The organism is Actinomadura nitritigenes, from assembly GCF_017573545.1.
GTDB lineage: Bacteria > Actinomycetota > Actinomycetes > Streptosporangiales > Streptosporangiaceae > Spirillospora > Spirillospora nitritigenes.
On the sequence record NZ_JAGEOK010000018.1, the window covers coordinates 136,340 to 157,584 of the forward strand.

The 21,245-nt window shown below is 73.1% G+C and carries 19 protein-coding genes; 9 read left to right on the forward strand and 10 right to left on the reverse strand.

What is annotated here, in order from left to right; genetic code table 11:
- Positions 1-54 precede the first annotated feature (54 nt).
- On the forward strand, positions 55-735 hold the full coding sequence (locus tag J4557_RS27500) for a GntR family transcriptional regulator (RefSeq protein WP_208269636.1): 681 nt from the start codon (positions 55-57) through the stop codon (positions 733-735).
- A gap of 45 nt (positions 736-780) precedes the next feature.
- Here J4557_RS27500 and J4557_RS27505 read toward each other — a convergent pair whose 3' ends face one another.
- Both J4557_RS27505 and J4557_RS27510 read right to left on the reverse strand, forming a co-directional pair.
- A complete protein-coding gene (locus tag J4557_RS27505) occupies positions 781-1,902 on the reverse strand; it encodes a 5-methyltetrahydropteroyltriglutamate--homocysteine S-methyltransferase (protein WP_208269637.1) in 1,122 nt (373 codons plus the stop codon).
- Positions 1,903-2,087: 185 nt separating this feature from the next.
- Positions 2,088-2,765, reverse strand: a complete 678-nt coding sequence (locus J4557_RS27510) for a GntR family transcriptional regulator (RefSeq protein WP_208269638.1) — start codon at positions 2,763-2,765, stop codon at positions 2,088-2,090.
- Between the two features lie 99 nt (positions 2,766-2,864).
- Here J4557_RS27510 and J4557_RS27515 point away from each other — a divergent pair, with 99 nt between their 5' ends.
- Positions 2,865-3,644, forward strand: a complete 780-nt coding sequence (locus J4557_RS27515) for an NAD(P)-dependent oxidoreductase (RefSeq protein ID WP_208269639.1) — start codon at positions 2,865-2,867, stop codon at positions 3,642-3,644.
- Between the two features lie 8 nt (positions 3,645-3,652).
- Here J4557_RS27515 and J4557_RS27520 read toward each other — a convergent pair whose 3' ends face one another.
- From J4557_RS27520 to J4557_RS27550, 7 genes are all read right to left on the reverse strand, one after another.
- Positions 3,653-4,594, reverse strand: coding sequence for a catechol 2,3-dioxygenase (locus J4557_RS27520; RefSeq protein ID WP_208269640.1), 942 nt, complete (start codon positions 4,592-4,594; stop codon positions 3,653-3,655).
- Positions 4,591-5,643 (reverse strand): 4-oxalomesaconate tautomerase, encoded by a 1,053-nt coding sequence (locus J4557_RS27525; protein ID WP_208269641.1) that lies wholly within the window; start codon positions 5,641-5,643, stop codon positions 4,591-4,593. The genes J4557_RS27520 and J4557_RS27525 overlap by 4 nt, the downstream gene beginning before the upstream one ends.
- The gene (locus J4557_RS27530; protein ID WP_208269642.1) at positions 5,640-6,338 is read right to left on the reverse strand and encodes a 4-carboxy-4-hydroxy-2-oxoadipate aldolase/oxaloacetate decarboxylase; all 699 of its coding nucleotides are present in this window, start codon (positions 6,336-6,338) and stop codon (positions 5,640-5,642) included. The genes J4557_RS27525 and J4557_RS27530 overlap by 4 nt, the downstream gene beginning before the upstream one ends.
- On the reverse strand, positions 6,335-7,072 hold the full coding sequence (locus tag J4557_RS27535) for a PIG-L deacetylase family protein (RefSeq protein WP_208269643.1): 738 nt from the start codon (positions 7,070-7,072) through the stop codon (positions 6,335-6,337). The genes J4557_RS27530 and J4557_RS27535 overlap by 4 nt, the downstream gene beginning before the upstream one ends.
- Positions 7,073-7,218: 146 nt before the next feature.
- Complete coding sequence (locus J4557_RS27540) at positions 7,219-9,060, reverse strand: ABC transporter ATP-binding protein (RefSeq protein ID WP_307800240.1); 1,842 nt, start codon at positions 9,058-9,060, stop codon at positions 7,219-7,221.
- A gap of 283 nt (positions 9,061-9,343) precedes the next feature.
- Positions 9,344-10,297, reverse strand: coding sequence for an ornithine cyclodeaminase family protein (locus J4557_RS27545; protein WP_208269645.1), 954 nt, complete (start codon positions 10,295-10,297; stop codon positions 9,344-9,346).
- Entirely contained in the window at positions 10,290-11,030 is a 741-nt protein-coding gene (locus J4557_RS27550) for an IclR family transcriptional regulator (protein WP_208269646.1), read from the reverse strand. Before J4557_RS27550 ends, J4557_RS27545 begins: the two co-directional genes overlap by 8 nt.
- A gap of 178 nt (positions 11,031-11,208) precedes the next feature.
- Between J4557_RS27550 and J4557_RS27555 the strand changes: the two genes are divergently transcribed.
- The 6 genes from J4557_RS27555 to J4557_RS27580 all read left to right on the forward strand — a co-directional run bounded on the left by J4557_RS27555 (position 11,209) and on the right by J4557_RS27580 (position 19,658).
- The gene (locus J4557_RS27555; RefSeq protein WP_208269647.1) at positions 11,209-12,567 is read left to right on the forward strand and encodes an amidohydrolase family protein; all 1,359 of its coding nucleotides are present in this window, start codon (positions 11,209-11,211) and stop codon (positions 12,565-12,567) included.
- Entirely contained in the window at positions 12,557-13,633 is a 1,077-nt protein-coding gene (locus J4557_RS27560) for a dipeptidase (protein WP_208269648.1), read from the forward strand. Before J4557_RS27555 ends, J4557_RS27560 begins: the two co-directional genes overlap by 11 nt.
- A 65-nt stretch (positions 13,634-13,698) precedes the next feature.
- Entirely contained in the window at positions 13,699-15,630 is a 1,932-nt protein-coding gene (locus J4557_RS27565; RefSeq protein ID WP_208269649.1) for an ABC transporter substrate-binding protein, read from the forward strand.
- 49 nt (positions 15,631-15,679) lie between these two features.
- Positions 15,680-16,627 (forward strand): ABC transporter permease, encoded by a 948-nt coding sequence (locus J4557_RS27570; RefSeq protein ID WP_208269650.1) that lies wholly within the window; start codon positions 15,680-15,682, stop codon positions 16,625-16,627.
- Positions 16,624-17,544 carry an ABC transporter permease gene (locus tag J4557_RS27575; RefSeq protein WP_208269651.1) on the forward strand — a complete coding sequence of 307 codons (921 nt, stop codon included), beginning with the start codon at positions 16,624-16,626 and terminating at the stop codon, positions 17,542-17,544. The genes J4557_RS27570 and J4557_RS27575 overlap by 4 nt, the downstream gene beginning before the upstream one ends.
- A gap of 26 nt (positions 17,545-17,570) precedes the next feature.
- A complete protein-coding gene (locus J4557_RS27580) occupies positions 17,571-19,658 on the forward strand; it encodes a dipeptide ABC transporter ATP-binding protein (protein ID WP_307800241.1) in 2,088 nt (695 codons plus the stop codon).
- A 77-nt stretch (positions 19,659-19,735) separates the two neighbouring features.
- On the opposite strand, the gene J4557_RS27585 is transcribed toward J4557_RS27580, so the two are convergent.
- Entirely contained in the window at positions 19,736-20,188 is a 453-nt protein-coding gene (locus J4557_RS27585) for an Lrp/AsnC family transcriptional regulator (protein ID WP_208269653.1), read from the reverse strand.
- A gap of 154 nt (positions 20,189-20,342) precedes the next feature.
- On the opposite strand from J4557_RS27585, the gene J4557_RS27590 reads away from it, so the two are divergent.
- Complete coding sequence (locus tag J4557_RS27590; RefSeq protein ID WP_307800242.1) at positions 20,343-21,230, forward strand: tryptophan 2,3-dioxygenase; 888 nt, start codon at positions 20,343-20,345, stop codon at positions 21,228-21,230.
- Positions 21,231-21,245 lie beyond the last annotated feature (15 nt).

The window sequence follows — 21,245 nt, forward strand, 5'->3', positions numbered from 1 at the left end:
AGTATTGGATCCAATATCCGTGATCCAGTGACCCCCGCGTGAGATGGTGGCCCGATGACCGTGCAGCGCAGCCGGCCGCCGACGGCCCAGCAGTTCGTCCTCGACGAGCTGCGGCGCGCCATCACCAGCGGCCGGCTCCGCCCGGGCGCCCCGATCCGGCAGGACGTGGTGGCCGAGGAGTTCGGCGTCAGCCGCGTCCCGCTGCGCGAGGCGCTGAAGACCCTGCAGGGCGAGGGACTGGTCACCTACCGCGCGCACCGCGGCTACTACGTCGAGGAGCTGTCCCTCGACGACCTGCGCGAGGTGTACCGCATCCGCACCCTCCTCGAAGAGGAGGCGGTGCGCCGCGCGGCCGCCCTGATGACGGCCGCCGACCTCGCCGCCCTCGACCGCGCCGAAGACGAGGTGGAGCGCGCCGCGGGGGGCGGCGACGTGCTCGCGATGGCGGCGGCGAACCGGGCGTTCCACATGGCGCTCTACGAGTACGCCGCGATGCCCCGGCTCGTCCGGCTCATCCGCACGCTGTGGGACGCCACCGACGCCTACCGCTCCATCTACTACGGCGAGGGCGTCAACCGGGAACGCGTCGTCGGCGAGCACCGCGCGGCCCTCGCGGCGCTGCGCGCCGGGGACGCCGACGAGGCCGTCCGCGTCCTCGACGTGCACCGCGCGCACGCGGTCACGGCCCTCGAACACCTCATGGCCGAGCCCGCCGCCCCCGCCAGGCCCGGCTAGCCCGCCGCCCCCGCCAGGCCCGGCTAGCCCGCCGAGCCGCCGGGCTCAGCCCCAGACCTCCTCGGCGGTCTCCGCGATCAGCCGCAGCTTGGCGAACTGCTCGCTCGCCGTGAGCACGTTCCCCTCGACGGTGGAGGAGAACCCGCACTGCGGCGACAGGCAGATCTGCTCCAGCGGGACGAACCGGGCGGCCTCGTCGATGCGGCGCTTCAGCTCGTCCTTCGACTCCAGCGCGCCGCGCTTGGTCGTGACCAGCCCGAGCACGACGGTCTTGCCGGGCGGGACGAACCGCAGCGGCTCGAAGCCCCCGGAGCGCGGGTCGTCGTACTCCAGGAAGAACCCGTCCACGTCCAGCTCGGAGAACAGCGCCTCGGCGACGAAGTCGTAGCCGCCCTCGGCCGTCCACGACGAGCGGAAGTTGCCGCGGCACATGTGCGTGGTGACGGCGAGGTCCGCGGGACGGCCCGCCAGCGCCGCGTTGATCTGCCTGATGTAGCGCAGGTGGAGGTGGTCGGGGTCGTCGCCGCGCTCGGCGATCATCGCGCGCTGCTTCGGGTCGTTGAGGTAGGCCAGGCTGGTGTCGTCGAGCTGCAGGTACCGGCAGCCGAGATCGGCGATCCGCCGCACCTGCTCGGCGTACGCGGCGGCCAGGTCGGACCAGAACTCCTCGACGTCCGGGTACACCTCCGGGTCGATCGCCGCGGGCCCGCCCCGGTAGTGGACCATGTTCGGCGACGGGATCGTCAGCTTCGGCGTCGCGCCGTCGCCCGCCGCGTCCCGCAGGAAGCGGAAGTGGTCGGCGAAGATCGTCTCCTCGAGGCGGACCCGGTCGTGCACCCGCAGCGCGGCCGTGCTGAACTCCAGGTCGCCCGACTCGTTGCGGAACCTGACCTTGATCTGCTCGTCGGCCGGGCTGATCCCGCCGAGCCGGTAGATGAAGTCCATGTGCCAGGACGTGCGGCGGAACTCGCCGTCGGTGGCGGTCCGCAGCCCGGCCTGGCGCTGCATCGCGACGGCGTCGCGGATCGCGGCGTCCTCCACCTCGGCGAGGCGCCGGTCGTCGATGCGGCCGCGGGCGTGGTCGTCGCGCGCGGCCAGCAGGTCGGGCGGGCGCAGCAGGCTCCCGACGTGGTCGGCGCGGAAGGGCGGGCGTGTGCGCGGGGACATGGCGGCTCCCTGACCGAGACGGTGCTGCCGGAACGGGCTCCACCGCCAACCCTAGGCACTCCGGCGACGGCGATCAATCGGACGCCCAGGAATGCCCCTGACCGGCCGCGACCGCCGGCCGCGCGAGGGCCCACCGCCACGGCGCGGGGGCGGGTGCGGGGCCGTCCCGGCGACGGCTGCCGGGGTCAGGGCGCGAGGCCGTTGCCGTGTGGCCGGGTGCGGTCCGCCTCGGGCAGGGTGCGGATGACGCTGCGCAGGTGCTCGCGGGCGGCCCGCTCGGCGGCCTCGGGGTCGCGGGCGCGGATCGCCTCGATGATCGCCAGATGCTCGGGCAGCGACACCGCCGGCCGGCCGGGGTGCATCGCCAGCTTGAACTGGTGCCGGACGCTCTGCGCGCGCAGCCGCTCCAGCACCTCGGCGGCGGTGCGCTGGCCGCTGATCTCGCGGATCTCGCGGTGCAGCCGCTCGTTCAGCCGGGAGTAGCCGAACACGTCGCCGGACGCGACGGCGGCGCGCATGTCCTCGGCGATCCCGGTCAGCAGCCGGACGCCGTCCTCGGTGACCCGCTCGGCGGCCTTGGCGGCGCACAGCCCCTCGATGACCATGCGCAGCTCGCTGATCTCGATGGCCTCCTCCAGGGAGATCGCCCGGACCCGGGCGCCCCGGTTCTGGACCCGCTCGATCAGCCCCTCGTTGGCCAGCTCCAGCAGCGCGGCGCGGACCGCGGCGCGGCTGGCGCCGAACCGCTCGGCGAGGTCCGCCTCGACCAGCCGCTGGTTGGGCACGAACTCCCCGGAGAGGATCGCGTCCCGGATCCCGGTCGCCACCGGGCGCCCGGTGTCCTGGTCGTCGGCAGTCGGCACTGTCCCTCCCGTGGAACCCGTGCGAAGATATTGTCGCCAATTTTGGCGCGATCCCCAGTCTAGCGGTGGGGCCGCGCCCCCGTGGCCGAGGAGGCTCGAATGTCGCAGGGTACCGGGCGGCCGCCCGTCGTCGCCGTGCTCGGGCTGGGGGAGGCCGGCGGGGCGATCGCGCGCGACCTGGTCGCCGCGGGCGCCGCCGTCCGGGCCTACGATCCCGCCGTCCCGGCACCGGACGGGACGGTCGCCGCCGCCGACGAGGCCGACGCAGCCGCCGGCTCCGACCTGGTGCTCAGCGTGAACAGCGCGCACGACGCCGCCGCCGCGCTGCGCGCCGGGATCCCGGGCGCGGGCGGCGCCGTCTGGGCTGAGATGAACACCGCCTCGCCCGGCCTGAAGCGGGAGCTGGCGGCGACCGCGGCGGCGGCCGGCGTGCGGTTCGCCGACATCGCGATCATGGCGCCGGTGCCCGGCCGCGGTCTGTCCACCCCCATGCTGGCCAGCGGGGACGCGGCGGCGGACGCCGCCGCGATCCTCACCGGGCTGGGCGCCTCCGTCGAGGTGATGGACGCCGGGGCGGGCGCCGCCGCGACCCGCAAGCTGCTGCGCAGCGTCTTCTTCAAGGGCCTCGCCGCGTCGGTCGTGGAGGCGCTGGAGGCGGCGCGCGCGGCGGGCTGCGAGGACTGGCTGCGCGCCAACATCGTCGAGGAACTGGTGGCGGCGGGGGAGCCGACGGTGGACCGCCTCGTCGCCGGGACGCACCGGCACGCCGTCCGCCGCGCCGCCGAGATGGCCGCCGCGGCGGACATGCTGGTCGAACTGGACGTCCCGCCCACGATGGCCGCCGCCAGCCGCGACCTCCTCCGCCGCCTCGCCCCCTGACCCTCCCGTCAGAGGGGCGGGGTGCCGTGGGTGTGGAAGGACTCGATGGTCTTCAGGCCCCACGCCTGGCCCTTGGCGCGCTCCGCCTCCGTCCAGGTGATGGGCTTCCAGTCGGGCGCCAGGACCAGCCGCGCGCAGGGGTTGCACAGCTCGATCCGGTTGCCGCCCGGCTCGTAGACGTACAGGAAGAACGTCTGCTGGATGGCGTGCTTGTGCGGCCCCGTCTCGATGAAGACGCCGTGGTCGAGGAAGATGTCGGCGGCGCGGAGGATGTCCTCGCGGGTGTCGGTGGCGAAGGCGACGTGGTGCAGCCGCCCGTTGGCGCCCGTCCAGTCGCGGGTGTAGACGATGTCGTAGGACTTGTTGGTGAAGTGCAGCCAGCGTCCGGCGATGTCGCCGCTGTCGAGCCGGATCTGCTCCGTGGTGCGCCCGCCGAGCGTCTCCATCAGGAACTCGGTGCTCGGCTCCACCTCGGCGGACAGGAAGTTCACGTGGTCGAGGCGGCGGACGCACACGCCGCGCGCCGGGTACGCCTGCGCCTGGTTCTTCAGCGACGGACGCAGCTCCGGCGGCGCCTCGTACCACTCGCTCTCCCAGTACAGCTCCAGCTCGTGGCCGTCGGGGTCGCGGAACACGTACGTCGGGCCGACCCCCGGATCGCCGTCGCGCCAGCCGACGCCGAGCCCCGCCTCCTCGATCGCCCTGACGCGCCGTTCGAGGGCCTCCTGCGACCAGGTCCGCAGCGCGGTCCGGCGGATGCCGGACGTGCCGTGCGCGGTGAGCTTGACGGTGTGGTGCTCGTAGTCGTCCCACGTCCGCAGGTACACCGAGTCGCCTTCGGAGCCGACCTCGGTCAGGCCCATGACGCGGGTGAAGAACCGCAGGCTCTCGTCCGGGACGGGCGTCAGCAGCTCGACGCTCCCGACGTGCGCGATCTCATGCGTGATCAAAGGGACCTCCGGGGGAAGACGGTTCCGTCGAAGAGCTTGCGGGCGGTGCGGACGATGCTGGACCGGCGCACGGACGCGCCGTCGAGCTCGACCGCGACGTCCAGCCGGCCGGTGGGGTGCTCGATGCCCATCGGCGCGCCCGGCGCCGGGAGGTCGGCGAGGTCGTGGCCGACCGCGCCGTCCATCAGCAGCGCGGTCGCCACGGTGACGGCGCCCAGCACGCCGATCGAGGCGTGCACGCGCAGCGGGATGAAGGTCCGGGTGCAGATCGCGCCGCCGTCGCGGGGCGGCGCGACGAGCGTGGTCTTCGGCACGGACGCGTCCGAGACGTCGCCGAGGCCCATCAGCCTCCCGGCGGCCAGCCGCAGCGACTGGACGCGGTCGCGCAGCCGGGCCAGGTCGGCGGGGTCCTCGTAGCCGGTGGCGCCGAGGTCGGACGCGGCGGCGACCACGACCGGCATCCCGTTGTCGACGCACGTCACCTCGACGCCGTCGACGACGTCCCGGACGTTGCCGGTCGGCAGCAGCGCCCCGCACGCCGACCCCTCCGTGTCCTCGAAGTCCAGGACGATCGGGGCGGCGGTGCCGGGCACCCCCGAGATCGCGGTGTCCCCGTCGTAGTCGACGGCGCCGCCCGGCGTCGCGAACGTCGCGGTCGCGACGCTGTCGGAGTTGACCATCCGGATCCGCACGCCGCTGCGGTCGGGCCCCGCTGCGACGAGGCCGCGCTCGACCGCGAACGGGCCGATCCCGGCGAGCAGGTTCCCGCAGTTCTGCCGGTCGGAGACGGCCGGCTCCTCGACGCCGAGCTGCAGGAACAGGTAGTCGACGTCGACGTCCGGCCGCGTCGAGGGGGAGACCACCGCGACCTTGCTGGTGAGCGGGTGCGCGCCGCCGATCCCGTCGATCTGCCGGGGGTCCGGCGTGCCCATGACCCGCAGCAGCAGGTCGTCCCGCTCCGCGGGGTCGGCGGGCAGGTCGTCGGCGAGGAAGTAGGCGCCCTTGGACGTCCCGCCCCGCATCATCATGCAGCGGATCCCGGCGCTCATGACCCGCCGTACTCGCTGTAGGGGACGTACTCGACGCCCATCCCGGGCAGCCGGTCGCGCAGCCCGTAGCGGTCGAGCCCGAGCTCGCCCTTCTGGAACGCCGCGCGGGTCGCCTGCTCCTTCTCCTCACGCGTGCGCGCCGCTTCCACCGCGTCGGCGACCTGCTCGCGCGGGACGCGCACCACGCCGTCGTCGTCGGCGAGGATCGCGTCGCCCGGCCTGATGACCTGCCCTCCGATGGTCACCGGCACGTTGACCGCGCCCGGCGTCGCCTTCACCGTGCCCTGCGCGCTGACCGCCGCCGACCACACCGGGAAGCCCATCGCGTGCAGGTCGGCGACGTCGCGCACCCCGGCGTCGATCACCAGCCCGCGCACGCCCCGGAACTGCAGCGCCGTCGCGAACAGCTCGCCGAACATCCCGTCGGTCGACGGCGACGTCGTCGCCACCACCAGCACGTCCCCGGGGCGGCACTGCTCGACCGCGACATGGATCATCAGGTTGTCGCCCGGCCACGACAGCACCGTCACCGCCGTCCCCGCCATCCGCGCGCCGAAGTGCACCGGGCGGATCGCGGGGCCGAGGTAGCCGGTCCGCCCCATGGCCTCGTGCACGGTCGCGACGCCGAAGCCGCCCAGCCGGTCGACCGCCGCGGCGTCCGCGCGCGGCGGGTCCGTCACCACCACGGTCCTCACGCCAGCACCCCCGTCGTCTGCGGGTACACGCGGACGTACGCCTCGGCCATCGTCTCGTGGGGGAGGCCCAGGTTCGGGCCCGCGTTCCGCTTCAGCTGGACGCCGCGCCGCTTCGCCAGCTCGGTGTAGTAGTCCCACATGTGCACCTGTGCGGGCAGGCACTCCATCGCCTTGCGCTTGCGCTCGAAGACCGGCGTGATGTCCAGCAGGACGTCCGGCTTGAAGTCGCACTGCTCCGGCTGGTGCGGCTCGAAGAGGAACACCGGCGGCGCGCCCAGCGGCTCGCCCGGCGCGTCGTACCCGATGGCCTGCGCGAGCACGCGCGCCTGCATCGCCATCCGCGCCGCCGCCGGGTGGTCGCCGTTGTAGGGGTCGGCGAGCGTGTGGGTCAGCACCACCGCCGGCTCGAACTCCCGGTACACCCGGACGAGGCGGTCCACCAGCTCAGGCGTTTCCCGCAGCGGGTAGTCGCCGGCGTCCAGGAACTCGATCTCGGCGCCCAGCTCGGCCGCCGCGGCCTCCGCCTCGCCGCGGCGCAGCGCCTTGATCTCGTCGAGGCCCTTGCCCTCGCGCCAGGCCCGCGCGGACTCACCGCGCTCGCCGTAGCTCAGGCACACGACCTTCGCCGGGTCCCCGCGCTCGGCGGCCAGCGCGATCGCCCCTGCCGCCCGCCACACGAAGTCACCGGCGTGCGCGCTCACGACGAGCAGCGGACCGACGGCATCGGTGCTCATTCAGATTCCTCCATCGACACACAGAACCACCCCCGAACCAGGGCCGATCACCACGATCCTGAAACCTGTCGCCCAAATTGTCAACAATTCTGGCGCTTATCGTGGGAGGTGTTCGCCGCCGCGCGCTCGGGCCGGACGGCGCCCGCTCAGGCCGGACGGCGGTCGAGCGCCTCGGCGTCCGCGTCGTCGTCGGTGAGGAAGCCGCCGGACTGGTGGTGCCACAGCCGGGCGTACGCGCCGTTCGCCTGGAGCAGCTCCCGGTGCGAGCCCTGCTCCAGGACGCGGCCCCGGTCGAGGACGACCAGCCGGTCCATCCGGACGACCGTGCTCAGGCGGTGCGCGACGACCAGGGCGGTGCGGTCGCGCATCAGGCGCCACAGCGCCTCCTGCACGAGGATCTCGCTCTCGGAGTCGAGGGCGCTGGTGGCCTCGTCCAGCAGCAGGATCGGCGCGTCCCGGAGGATGGCGCGGGCGAGCGCGACGCGCTGCCGCTGCCCGCCGGAGAGCTTGACCCCGCGCTCGCCGACCAGGGTGCCGAGCCCGTCCGGAAGCCCGTCGGTGAACTCGGTGACGTGCGCCGCCCGCGCGGCCCGGAGGATCTCGTCCTCGGTGGCGTCCGGCCGGGCGAAGGCGATGTTGTCGCGCACCGACCGGTGGAACATCGCGGGCTCCTGCGGCACGTACGCGATCAGGGCGCGCAGGTCGGCCTGGCGCAGCCGCGCGATGTCCTGGCCGCCGACCAGGATGCGCCCGCCGTCGACGTCCATCAGGCGCAGCAGCAGCCGGGTGAGGGTGGTCTTGCCGCCGCCGGACCGTCCCACCAGCCCGATCCGGGCGCCCCCGGGGATCTCCAGGTCCAGCTCGTCGAACAGGGGCGGGCCGTCGCCGTGCGCGAACCGCACCCCCTCGAAGCGGACCGAGGCGTCGGCCGGCGCCGGCGGCTCCGGATCGGGCGGGTCGACGACGGCCGGCGGCGCCAGGAGCAGCTCGGTGAACTGCGCGGCCTCGGTGAGCGTGCTCTCGATCCGCCGGTAGACCTGGTTGAACTCGAACATGATCCGGGTGGCGTTGGTGTAGTAGGTGAACGTCACCACGACGGCCTCCACCCCGAGCCCGCCGCGCAGCGCCACCGCGGCCAGCAGGCCGAGGACGCTCGTCAGGATCGACATCGGCGCGACGATCATGTCGACCCGCAGGTTGGCGTAGTCCCAGGAGCGCAGCGACAGCCGGCGCTGCTCGACGACGCGGGTCCGGTACTCCGCGGCCTCCCGCTCCTCGGCGGCGAACGCGCGGACCGTCTCCATGTTCGTCACCACGTCGGCGACGTGGCCCGACACCCGCACCTTGGCGGCCTCGCGCGCGTCCACCAGCGCCTGCCGGCGGCGGATGAGCGGCGCGACGAGCAGGCCGGTCAGGACGATCATGCCGAGGAGCACCAGGACCAGCAGCGGGTGGTACCGCCACAGGACCACCGAGGCGAACGACAGCGGGATCACGTTGGCCATGATCGAGAAGGCGAGCGTGTCGGCGAAGTCCTCGAACCCGCTGGAGAAGTTCAGGATCCGCTTTGTGAGCGCGCCGGCGAAGTTGTCGTGGTAGAAGGCGGTCTCCTTGGCGAGCAGCTCGTCCATGCCGACGATGCCGAGCCATTCGATGCCGCGGCCGTCCGTCCGGTTCAGGCAGTGCAGGCCGGCCCGCCAGAACGCCTCGCCCGCCGCCATCAGGCCGGCGAAACCGAGCAGGAAGGGGAGCATCGTGCCGAGGGCGCCGTCCCCGCCGCCCGCCAGGTGCCCGATCAGGGCGGCCACCACCAGCGGCGTCAGGTAGTACAGGCAGGTGTTCCCGAGGGCGGGGAAGACCATCGCCGGGATCGAGACCCGCCAGTCGCGGCGCAGCACGGCGGTGTAGTACCGCAACGCGAGCAGCACCGCCCGCCTGCGGGGCGCCCGTCCGTCCTGAAGACCGCTCCGTGCATCTGCCAGAACCACGCGCCCTCCCCACGCCGCCGCGGACTTCATGCTGCCCCGAACCCTCAGGGGCGGGCGAACACATTTCCGGGTACGGCGCGGGCCGTGGGGAGGCGCGTTCCGAAAGCGAGGAGGAGCGCCTCCCGGCGCACGTCGAACGCGGGGGAGAAGGGGGGCGCCCCGTCCTTCCGTGCGGCTGCGGGCGCGAACGAGCGCACCCGGAAACGGGACGACTGTTATGCGCCGCGCGCCCATCCGAATGTGCCGGGCCGGCGCCGCGCCCGAGACGGGTGGTCGGTCCCGGCTAGAGGTCGACGGCGATGCCCAGCCCGCGCTCGCGGGCCGCGCGGTACACCACGGAGGCCGCCGCGACGTCGAGGGCGGCGTGCCCGGTGGACTTGAAGAGCGTCAGCTCCGCCGCCGAGCGGCGGCCCGGACGCCTTCCCGCGAGGACGTCGCCGATGAGCCGGGCGCGTGCCGGGTCGGTCCCCTGCAGCTCCCAGGCGCCGGCCGGGGGCGGCTCGGTCACGGCGCCGGGCCACTCGACGAACAGCGACGCGTCCTCCAGCGTCCCGGCGCCGAACTCCGGGCCGTCGGAGCCGCCGACCGAGCTGAGATGGGCCCCCTCGCGCAGCCACGAGCGCCGGAGGACCGGCTCCCGGCTGGACGTGCAGCAGAAGACGACGTCCGCCGACCGGATCGCCGCCTCGATCTCGGCCGCGGACGCACCGGGCAGGTCGGCTGCGAGTCGCTCGGCCTTGCCGGGATCGCGTGCGCCGACCACGAGGTCCACGCCGTCCATCGGCGCGATGAGAGCGATCTGGGCGCGGGCCTGAACACCGGTGCCGATCACGGCGATCCGGGACGTGGCCGGCCGCGCGAGCGCGCGCATGGCGACCGTCGCGGCGGCCGCCGTCCGCACCGCGGTGATCGCCTCGGCGTCCATGACGGCCAGCGGCCGCCCGGTCTCGGCGTCGAAGTGGGCGACGATGCCGCGGTGGGAGCCGTGGCCGCCCGCCGCGGCGGGCGGGAAGACCGACACGAGCTTGGCGGACAGGCCCAGCCGGGGCACGTAGCCCGGCATCGCCCCGAGCAGGCCGTGCTCCGAGCGGGCCGCGACGCGCGGCGGCGCGGAGACCTCGCCGGCGGCGACGGCGATGAGGGCGGTGCGCACCGCCTCCAGCACCGCCTCCGGCGGTGCGGCCGCTCTGGTCGCCTCCCGGTCGAGGACGAGCACGCCGCCTGCGGGGTCAGCCAACGTCGGCTCCGGCGGCCGGACCGGTCAGGGCATGTTGAAGCTCCGCCGTGGCCGCGGTCAGGTGGTCCTGGAGCCTGGTCAGCGTGGGATCGTCGAACTCGCTGTCCAGGCCGACGATCGTGATCGCGCACAGCGGCCGGCCGTTGCCGGCCAGCACCGCGCGGCCGAGCGAGGCGATCACCTCCTCGTTGCGCCCGCGCTCGAGCGCGAAGCCCGTGCGCCGGGTCCGCTCGATGTCGGCCAGCAGCTCGGCCCGGCGCGCCGGCGGATGCCCCTGCTGCTCTGCGGCGCGCAGGTAGGGGATCTGCGCGGCCTCGTCCAGTGCGGAGACGAGCGCCATGGGCCCGGCGAACTTGTGGACGGGGAGCAGCTCGCCCAGCAGGTCGTTGATCATCGCCAGCCGGGGCGGCCGGACGACGTCGATCACCCGGGCGCCCTCGGGCTCGAGGACCTGCAGGTTCACCATCATCGCCGTCCGGTCCGCCAGCTCCTGCAGCACGGGCCGGCCCAGCACGACCAGCGAGTTGGCGGCCGCGGCCTCGGAGAACTGCAGCACCACGGGCCCCGGCAGGTAGTGGTCCTCGCTGCGCATGATCCAGCCGCGCCTGACCAGGTCCACCAGGATGCGGTAGGCGGTGGCGCGGTGCATCCCCGCCTCGTTCGCCACCTCGCTCAGCCGGAGCGGGCGGTCGGCCCGCACGACGGACTCGATGAGATCCAGAGCCTTGTCCACGGCAGAGCTCGCCGGTCTGGACAACTTCCCTCCACGGTCGCTGGGCGGGTTTTCCGATTCTTGACGCACATTAGCAGACGTTGCTAATGTTGTAACACTTGTTGCGCTGTATGTAACACACCTGGTCTGCGGGGTGGGCCAGCCACCCGGGACCGAGAACGGAGACCGTGCGATCGCCATGACGGACAAGGACGAGCCACCGGTCGCGGGCAACGACCCCGCCCCCGCCCCCTTCGCCGCCCCCGAACCCGGCCGTGCGACGGCCTACCGCGGCGTCTCGCTGATCGACGGGACCGGCGGCCCCGTCCGGCACGGCATGGCGGTGGTGACCGACGGGCCGACGATCATCGCGGTCGTTCCCGAGGCCGACCTCGGCGCCTCGGTGCCGTCCGGTGCGGAGACGGTCGACCTGCAGGGCGCGTTCCTGCTTCCCGGGCTGGTCGACGCGCACCAGCACCTGTCGACCCCGCCCAACCGCGCGCAGGCGGAGGCGCTCATGCGGCGGCAGATCTACGGCGGCGTCACCGCGATCCGCGAGATGGCCGGTGACCTGCGGCAGATGGCCGACCTCGCGCGGGCGTCACTGGTCGGCGAGATCCCCGGCCCGGACGTGCGCTGCGCGGCGCTGATGGCGGGCCCGGGGTTCTTCGACGACCCGCGCACATGGCAGGTGACCCAGGGCGCGACGCCCGGCACCGTCCCCTGGATGCAGGCGGTCGACGCGGACACCGACCTGCGGCTGGCGGTCGCCGCGGCGCGCGGCACCGGCGCCGTCGCCATCAAGATCTACGCCGACCTCGACGCCGCGACGGTCACCCGGATCGCCGAGGAGGCCCACCGGCAGGGGATGCTCGTCTGGGCGCACGCGGCGGTGTTCCCCGCCATGCCCGGCGAGGTCGTCGCGGCGGGCACCGACGTGGTCTCGCACGCCCACATGCTGGCCCACGAGATTCCCGGCGACCGGCCCGGCGAGTACCGGCGGCAGCGCGGGCAGCTCGCGGACACCTACCGGCGCCTCCTCGACGCGCCGGTGGACGCCCTCGACGCGCTCTTCGCCGACATGCGGCGCCGCGGCACGATCCTCGACGCCACCGCGAGCCTCGTGACCCGGCTGCCGTCGAGCGCGCCCGGCGCGGCCGAGCTCGCCCCCGACGTGCTGAGAAGGCTCATCGACCGGGCCCGGCACGCGGGCGTCGCGATCTGCGCCGGCACCGACTACGAGACAGGGCCGGCGGACCCCTTGCCCTCGCTCCACGACGAGCTGCGCTTCCTCGTCCACGCCATGGGGATGCCGCCGCACGAGGTGATCCGCGCGGCCACCTCCACCGGCGCCGCCGCCGCCGGGCTCCAGGAGGTCGCCGGCACCGTCGAGCCGGGCAGGCGGGCCGACTTCGTGATCGTCGAGGCGGACCCGTGCGAGGACATCGACCACCTGCGCCGCATCGTCACCACTGTCAAGCACGGCCGCCGCTACGACCGGGCGGACTACGACCGGGCCGGCGCCGGCACCCAGGAAGGAGCGCCCCGTGAGCGCTGACATCGAGGACCTCATCGTCGTCAACGCGCTCGGCGGGCTGGACAACCCGAACGCCCCGGCGTCGGCCTCCGCGTCCGGCGCGCTCGCCCCGACCAGCGACCGGCTGACCATCGACGAGCGGACCCTCGCCGACGCGCACGCCTCCGGCGTGACGGCCATCAACGTGACCCTGGGGTACACCCTCGGCGACTTCCCGCCCTACCGGCACACCCTGGACGAGATCCGCACCTGGGACGCGATCATCGACGCCCATCCGCGCGACCTGATGCGGATCGGCACCGCCGCCGACATCGCCGAGGCCAAGCGGCAGGGGAGGATCGGCATCATCTACGGCTTCCAGAACGCCGCCGCCGTGGAGGACCGCCCCGAACGGGTCGCCGAGTTCGCCGGCCTGGGCGTGCGGATCATCCAGCTCACCTACAACCAGGCCAACCAGATCGGCGACGGCTCGATGGCGCCCGGCAACCGGGGCCTGACACCGCTCGGACGCCAGGTCGTGGAGGCGCTCAACGAGCACCGCGTCATGGTGGACCTCTCCCACAGCGGCGAGAGGACCTGTCTGGAAGCCGCGCGCGCGTCCGCGCAGCCCATCTCGATCAACCACACGGGCTGCCGCGCGCTGGTCGACCTGCCGCGCAACAAGACCGACGAGGAGCTGCGGCTGGTCGCCTCGAAGGGCGGGTTCGTCGGCATCTACTTCATGCCGTTCGTCAACGCCTCGGGGCACGCCACGGCCGCGGACGTGGTGGAGCACATCGCGCACGCGGTCGACGTCTGCGGCGAGGACCACGTCGGCATCGGCACCGACGGGACGATCACGGCGATCGACGATCTGGACGGCTACCGGGCGCTCCTCGCCGAGCAGGTGGCGCGACGGCAGGCCGCCGGCGCGTCCGCCGCGGGCGAGCGCGCCGACACCTTCCCCTTCGTCGTCGACCTGCGCGGCGTCGACCAGTTCCGCGAGCTCGCGCGGCTGCTGGACGAGCGCGGCTACTCCTCTACCCGGATCGAGAAGATCCTCGGCCTGAACTTCCACAACTACGCGAAGGCGGTCTGGGGGAGTTGACGGCCGCCGAGACGCGGAGTCACGCGATTCCCCCCGCCACGGACACGACACAGGAGCGGGCGCGCATGGGCATCAACACCTGCATCGACAGGGGCAGCGCACGGACACCGGGCCGCCGCACGGCACGCGCCGGGGGCGGACGGGCACGGTACGCGCTGCTCGCCGGGGCACTGGCCGCCGTGCTGCCGCTGGCGGCGTGCGGCGGTGGCGGTGGAGCCACGAAGCACAAGTCGGGGTCGCCGACCTTCGGCTCCATCCCCGCCCAGGCGGGGACGCCCAAGGACGGCGGCGCCATCGACATAGCGCAGCAGCCGGGAGCCGGGCCGTTCTACATGCTGCCGATCGTCCCCGGCGCCTTCAATTCGACCTACGTGACGTACGAGTTCCAGCGGCTCATGTACCGGCCGCTCTACTGGTTCCCGCAGGGCGGCAGCCCCCAGATCGACGAGAGCCTCAGCCTGGCGTCGGCGCCGCAGTTCTCCGAGGGCAACAAGACGGTCACCATCACCATGCGCGATGGCTACACCTGGTCCGACGGCACGCCCGTCGACGCCGACGACGTCGTGTTCTTCATCGACCTGTTGAAGGCCGCGCTGAAGAAGAGCCCGGCGAACTGGGGCAGCTACACGCCGGGCCAGTTCCCCGACAACGTCGCCGACGCGAAGGCGACGTCGCGGAACACGGTGACGCTGAAGCTCAAGGAGGCGTACAACCCCGAGTGGTTCACCGCCAACGAGCTGACCTCGCTCGTCCCGCTGCCGGCCGAGCAGTGGTCGCGCGCCGCCGGCGGCGGCCGGAACCTCGACCACGCCTCCCCGAAGGACGCCGCGGAGATCTACGCCTACCTGGACAAGGCGTCGCGGAAGCCGGCCTCGTTCGCCAAGGACCCGCTCTGGCGGACGGTCGACGGCCCGTACAGGCTGAGCAGCTTCGACGTGACGACGAACGCCTACTCGATGACCGCCAACAAGGCGTACGGCGGCCCGCAGAAGCCGCACCTCGCGACGCTGAACTTCCGGCCGTTCACCTCCGAGAGCGCGAAGTTCAACCAGCTGCTCAGCGGCAGGCTGGCGATGGCCACCGTCGACCAGAGCAACGTCGGGCAGGTGTCGGCGCTCAAGGCCGCGGGCTACAACGTCTACGGCGCTCCGGCCCTGGGCTTCAACTTCATCATGCTCAACTTCAAGGACACCACCGACAACGTCGGCAAGCTCTACGCCCAGCTCTACATACGGCAGGCATTGCAGCGGCTGATCGACCAGCCCGGATACATCGCCAGCAAGGGCATCTACAACGGCGCGGCCGTCGAGAGCTACGGCACGGCCCCCGCGACGTCGCCCTACGTCTCCGGAAGCACCGCCACCGCCCCCTACCCCTACGACCCCGCCGCCGCCCGCAAGCTGCTGGAGGACCACGGCTGGAAGGTCGTGCCGAACGGCGCCACGACCTGCGTGCGCCCCGGCACCGGACCCTCGCAGTGCGGGGCCGGGATCCCGCAGGGCCAGACGATGAAGTTCAACCTCTTCTACCGGAGCGGCCCGCAGCTGCACAGCGCGGTCAGTACCGCGTTCGCCTCGGAGGCCCGCAAGCTCGGCATCACGATCACCGTCGCGCCGAAGACCTTCAGCTTCCTGATCCAGAACTACAACGTCCCGGCGGCGCCGTCGAAGGCCGGCGAGTGGGCCATGTCGACCTGGGGCGGCTTCAGCACCCCGCCCTACCCGACCGCGTCCGGGATCTTCGACACCAAGGGCTCGGGCAACGTGGGCGCCTTCAGCGACCCTGAGACCGACAAGCTGATCGACGCCTCGGTGCACGGTGCGGACCGCAAGGCCGTCCAGGCGGAGGTCGAGCACCTGCGGACCGAGCTGCCGGTGCTGTGGCTGCCGGCCGCGCAGACCATCTGGGCCTGGAAGAAGACGCTGTCCGGCCCGACCGCGTCCTTCGCCAACCTGCCGGCCAACGTGCTCACCCCCGAGTACTGGTACACGCACTAGCCGGCGTCCCGGCGCGCCCGGGACCACGACACGGGAAAGGAGGCGGAACGTGATCCAGTACGTGCTGCGGCGGCTCGCGACGTCGGTGATCGTGATCCTGGGCGTCTCGGTGATCACCTTCGTCCTGCTGCACGGGATGGCCGGCTCGCCCGGCCGCGCCATCCTCGGCGTCCAGGCGAGCCCGGGGGCGGTGGCCGCGTTCGAGCACGAGCACGGCTACGACCGCTCGATCGTCGTGCAGTACCTCAGCTACCTCGGGCAGCTGCTGCACGGCGACCTCGGGTACTCCTACAAGCTGAACCAGAGCGTGAACGCGCTGGTGGCCGAGAACGCCGGACGGACGGCCCTGCTGTCCGCCGTGGCGCTGATCCTGGCGATCGGCATCGCGGTCCCCCTCGGCGTCTTCCAGGCGGTGAAGCGCGGCGGCGTCGGCGACACCGTGCTGACGACCCTCACCTTCGTCGCCTACTCGATGCCCGTCTTCCTGCTGGCGATGCTGCTGATCCAGGTCTTCGCGATGGGACTGGGCGTCCTTCCCGCGCAGGCGTCCCAGTCCAGCTCCGCCCTCGTGATCTTCACCGATCCGCGCGCCATGCTGCTGCCGGTGCTGACGCTGACCGGCGTGACGGTCGCGCTCTTCTCCAGGTACCAGCGGTCGGCGGCGCTCGACCAGCTCGCGCAGGACTACATCACCGTGGCGCGGTCGAAGGGCCTGTCCATGCGCATGGTCCTCACCCGGCACCTGCTCCGCAACGCCTGCGCGCCGCTGGTGACCCTGATCGGCATGTCGATCCCGCTGCTGCTCGCGGGCAACCTCGTGGTCGAGTCGGTCTTCAACTACCCGGGGCTTGGGCTGTTGTTCTTCAACGCCCTGAACAACCAGGACTATCCGGTGCTGCTGGGCTACACGCTGATCGCGGCGACCCTGACCGTCCTGGGCAATCTCGTGGCCGACCTGCTCGTGGCGGTCACCGACCCGAGGACGCGGCGGGCATGACCGAATCGGCGGCCGACCGGACCGCGGCGCCCATCGCGCCCGACGAGCGCGGGACGCCCCCGCCGGGCAGGACGCGCGGCGGGCGGCTCACCCTGCGGGAGTTCACCGGGAACCGGCTCGCCGTCCTCGGCGGCGGCATCATCGTGTTCTTCGTCCTCTTCTGCTTCGTCGGGCCGCACCTCTACGTCACCGAGCAGACCGCCGTCGACCCGGTGAACAGCATGCTGCCGCCCGGCGGCGGGCACCCGCTCGGCACCGACGCGCAGGGCTTCGACGTGCTCGGACGGATCATGAAGGGCGGCCAGGCGTCCCTGCAGATCGGTCTGTTCGCGGCGCTGATCGCCACCGCGATCGGCACCCTGTACGGGACGGTCGCGGGCCTCGCCGGCGGCCTGGCGGACGCGGTCATGATGCGCGTGGTCGACACGCTGCTGTCGATCCCGTTCCTGTTCATCGTGCTGATCATCGCGACCCGGTTCAGCTCCACGGTGCTGTCGCTCAGCCTGACCCTCGGGGCGTTCTCCTGGCTCGCGCCGGCCCGGCTGGTGCGGGCCGAGGTGCTGGCGCTGCGCTCGCGCGGGTTCGTCGCGGCCGCGACGGTGATGGGGGCGACGAAGGCCCGGATCATCGTCCGGCATCTGATCCCGAACGCGCTCGGCGTGGTGATCGTGAACATCACCTTCCAGGTCGCCGACGCGATCATCGCGGTGTCGCTGCTGGGGTTCCTCGGATTCGGCCTCAACTACCCGGCGGTCGAATGGGGCACGCAGCTGTCCAAGGGCGTGAGCTCCCTGCTCGACGGCTCCTGGTGGCTGATCTACCCGGTCGGCGGCTGCCTGGTCCTGGTGGTCATGGCGTTCAACTTCGTCGGGGACGCGCTGCGCGACTCGATCGACGTACGGCTGAGGCGGCGCTGATGGCCGCCGGCGCGAGAGGTGGCGATGTGAGGACCGGCGAGGAGCCCCTGCTGGCGGTCGAAGGGCTGTGCACGAGCATCCGGACGAGCCGGTCGGCGGTCCGCGCCGTCGACGGGGTCGACCTGACCCTGCGCCGCGGCGAGACGCTCGGGCTGGTGGGGGAGTCGGGCTCCGGCAAGTCGATGACCGGTCTGTCGGTGATGGGGCTGCTGCCGCCCGGCGGGCAGGTCACCGGGGGGTCGATCAGGCTGGAGGGCCGCGAGCTGGCCGGCCTGCCGGAGCGGCGCTACCAGCGGATCCGCGGCAACGAGATCGCGATGGTCTTCCAGGACCCGATGACGTCCCTCAACCCCACCAAGACCATCGGCGAGCAGATCGCCGAACCGGTGCGGCTGCACCGCGGTGCGAGCCGGAGGGAGGCGCGGGACCGGGCCCTGGAGATGCTCGCGATGGTCGGCATCGCCGGCCCCGCCGAACGGCTCGGCCAGTACCCGCACGAGCTGTCCGGCGGGCTCCGGCAGCGGGTCATGATCGCCATGGCGCTGTCCTGCGAGCCGAAGGTGCTGATCGCCGACGAGCCGACCACGGCGCTCGACGTGACCGTGCAGGCGCAGGTGCTGCGGCTGCTGCACGACCTCAAGGAGCGTCTCGGCATGGCCATGCTGCTGATCACCCATGACATGGGGGTCGTCGCGCAGTGGGTCGACCGGGTCGGCGTCATGTACGCCGGGGGCGTCATCGAGAGCGCCTCCACGGCCGAGTTGTTCACGGGCATGCGCCACCCGTACGCGCAGGGCCTGCTCGCGTGCACGCCGCGGTTGACCCAGCGGCGCGAGGACGTCCTGTACTCCATCCCCGGCTCCCCGCCGGACCTGGCCGCCCCGCCCGCCGGGTGCCGGTTCGCCGCCCGCTGCGGGCGCGCCGACGACCGCTGCCGGACGGAGGCGCCGGCGCTCACCGAGCGGCGGCCCGGGCACACGGTGGCGTGCTGGAACCCGGTCGACGGCCCGCTCCCCGCGGCGGCGGCCGGGCCCGCGAAGGCGCCCGGGCCCGCGGCGGGCACCGCGCGGGACGAGCCCGCGGCCGGCCCCGCCGACCCCGTGGTGGTCGTCGCGGACCTGGTCAAGGAGTATCCGGCTGGCCGGTCGCTGCGCGGCCCGGCGCGGAGCGTCAAGGCCGTCTCCGGGGTGTCGTTCGAGGTGCCCCGCGGCCGGACCTTCGGGCTCGTGGGCGAGTCCGGCTCCGGCAAGAGCACGCTGGCCCGGATGCTCGTCGCGCTGGAGCGGCCCTCGTCCGGCGGCGTCACCGCGCTCGGCGGCGACCTCGCCCGCCTGCGCGGGCGGGAGCTGCGCCGGCACCGCCGCGACCTGCAGATGATGTTCCAGGACTCCCTCGACGCACTCGACCCGCGGATGCGCGTCGGCGCCGTCCTGGCGGAACCGTTCGCGGCGCAGGGCGTCGGGACGGCCGGTGAGCGGCTCACGGCGATCCGCGGCCTCCTGGACGAGGTCGGGCTGCCCCACGACGTCCTGGACCGGCACCCGCACGAGTTCTCCGGCGGTCAGCGCCAGCGCATCGCACTGGCCCGGGCGCTGGCGCTCAACCCGCGGGTGATCGTGGCCGACGAGCCCGTGAGCGCGCTGGACGTGTCGATCCGGTCGCAGGTGCTCAACCTCATGCGGCGGCTCCAGGCCAAGCACGACCTCACCTTCGTGGTGATCTCCCATGACCTCACCGTCGTGCGTTACCTGGCGGACACGGTCGGGGTGATGTACCTGGGGAAGCTGGTCGAGATCGGCTCGCCGGACGACGTCTACCTGCGCGCCGCGCACCCCTACACCGCGGGGCTGATCGCCGCGATCCCCGTGCCTGAGCCGGGCGCGGAACACGCGGGGGAGGCGGGCGTCGGGGCCGCCGACCAGCCCGGCGCGACCGAGATGCCCAGCCCGTTCGACCCGCCGTCCGGCTGCCGCTTCCGCACGCGCTGCCCGCGCGCGCAGGCCAGGTGCGCCGAGGAGGAGCCGTTGCTGCGCGACTTCGGTCCCGGCCACGTCGCCGCGTGCCACTTCCCGCTTCGTGAACCCGAGCCCGAGCCGGCCGCGCGGGCCGTGTGACTCCTCTGCCCGCGCGGCGCCCCGCGCGCCCCGGTGCGCGAGGTCACCGCGCACCGGGGCGCGCTTCCCGCTCCCGGTCAGGGAGCCACCGGGGCGTCGGGGGAGGTGATCGGCGACCAGGCCAGCGGCGTGGACAGCACCATCGTGCTGGTGGGTTGCCCGAAGGGGGCGAGCCGGTCGATCAGGGCCTCGAAGGCGTCCATGGAGGCCGCCGCGATCTTCAGCAGGCTGCACGCGGCGCCGGTGACGCGGTGGATCTCGCGGATCTCGGGCCACTCCGCCACCTCGGGGGCGCGCAGCACGCACCGCGGCCCGTAGCAGGACATCTGGATGAACGCGACGACGGACCACCCGACGCGGGCCGGGTCCACCTGCGCCCGGTAGCCGGTCAGCACGCCCGACTCCTCCAGCCGGCGCACGCGCTCGGCGACCGCGGGCGGGGACATGTGGACCCGCCGGGACAGCTCGCTGAACGACAGGCGCGCGTCCGCCTGGAGCTGCGCGAGGAGCAGCCAGTCGGTCTCGTCCATCACGATCCTCTCGATATGAAAGCCAAGCCAGTGAAGTGAGTCTGATGCAATGCAGAATCTGGCTGTATGCCTTTGAATCGGCATGTACTACGGCCTATCTCCTATCAGATCATTAACGCCACGTCACATCGTTGAGCCACGAGGAGGGGCAGCGGTGAGGAGCACCGATCTCGCATCATCGATCCGGCCCGCGTCCGAGCGGGAGCGCGCCGGCCGCGCCGCCGCGAGCGGGGGCGAGCCCACGCTCGCCTTCGCGGAACGCGTCCCCTACGACGCCTACGTGCGCGCCGACACCCTGCACACGCTCCAGCGGACGCTGAGCGACGACCCCGGGGAGATGTCGTTCCTGGTGATCAGCCAGGTGATGGAGCTCTACTTCGGGCTCGTCCACCACGAACTGCGCGAGGTCCAGCGCCTGCTGCGCGCCGACGACGTGTGGGGCGCCCTCCTGCCGTCGCGCCGGGCGGCGCTGCACCTCGACGGGCTGAACGCCGGCTGGCAGTGCCTGCGCTGGATGACACCGGCCGACTTCAACCGGTTCCGCGACCTGCTCGGCGAGGGCTCCGGCTTCCAGTCCGCGATGTACCGGCGGCTGGAGTTCGTCCTGGGGCTCAAGACGGCCTCGCTCATCCGGCCCTTCCGGGGGCAACCCGCCGTGCACGGCGAACTGGCCGAGGCGCTGCGGTCGCCCAGCCTCTGGGACGACGTGGTCGCGCTGCTCGCCCGCTCGGGGCACGACATCCCGGCGGACCTCCTCGGCCGGGACTTCTCGGACGAGCACCGGCCGCACCCCGCGGTGGAGGCCGCCTGGGTGGAGATCTACGGCGACGCGGGACCCGGCAACCATCTGCGGCTGCTCGGCGAGGCGCTGACCGGGATCTCCGAAGGGTTCGGCGACTGGCGCCGCCACCATCTGGCCTCGGTCCGGCGGGCGATGGGCGCCAAGGCCGGCACCGGGGGCTCGAACGGCGTCCGGTGGCTCCGGCGCAGCATGGACCGCGAGGTCTTCCCGGAGCTGTGGTCGGCGCGCACCCACATCTAGAAAGGTCAGCGGTCG

Bases quoted from the DNA above. Each gene is read 5' to 3' on its own strand.
- J4557_RS27575 (WP_208269651.1), top strand. From the start codon at position 16,624: ATGACCGAATCGGCGGCCGACCGGACCGCGGCGCCCATCGCGCCCGAC.
- J4557_RS27525 (WP_208269641.1), bottom strand. From the start codon at position 5,643: ATGAGCGCCGGGATCCGCTGCATGATGATGCGGGGCGGGACGTCCAAG.
- J4557_RS27555 (WP_208269647.1), top strand. From the start codon at position 11,209: ATGACGGACAAGGACGAGCCACCGGTCGCGGGCAACGACCCCGCCCCC.
- J4557_RS27585 (WP_208269653.1), bottom strand. From the start codon at position 20,188: ATGGACGAGACCGACTGGCTGCTCCTCGCGCAGCTCCAGGCGGACGCG.
- J4557_RS27505 (WP_208269637.1), bottom strand. From the start codon at position 1,902: ATGTCCCCGCGCACACGCCCGCCCTTCCGCGCCGACCACGTCGGGAGC.
- J4557_RS27515 (WP_208269639.1), top strand. From the start codon at position 2,865: ATGTCGCAGGGTACCGGGCGGCCGCCCGTCGTCGCCGTGCTCGGGCTG.
- J4557_RS27500 (WP_208269636.1), top strand. From the start codon at position 55: ATGACCGTGCAGCGCAGCCGGCCGCCGACGGCCCAGCAGTTCGTCCTC.
- J4557_RS27565 (WP_208269649.1), top strand. From the start codon at position 13,699: ATGGGCATCAACACCTGCATCGACAGGGGCAGCGCACGGACACCGGGC.
- J4557_RS27535 (WP_208269643.1), bottom strand. From the start codon at position 7,072: ATGAGCACCGATGCCGTCGGTCCGCTGCTCGTCGTGAGCGCGCACGCC.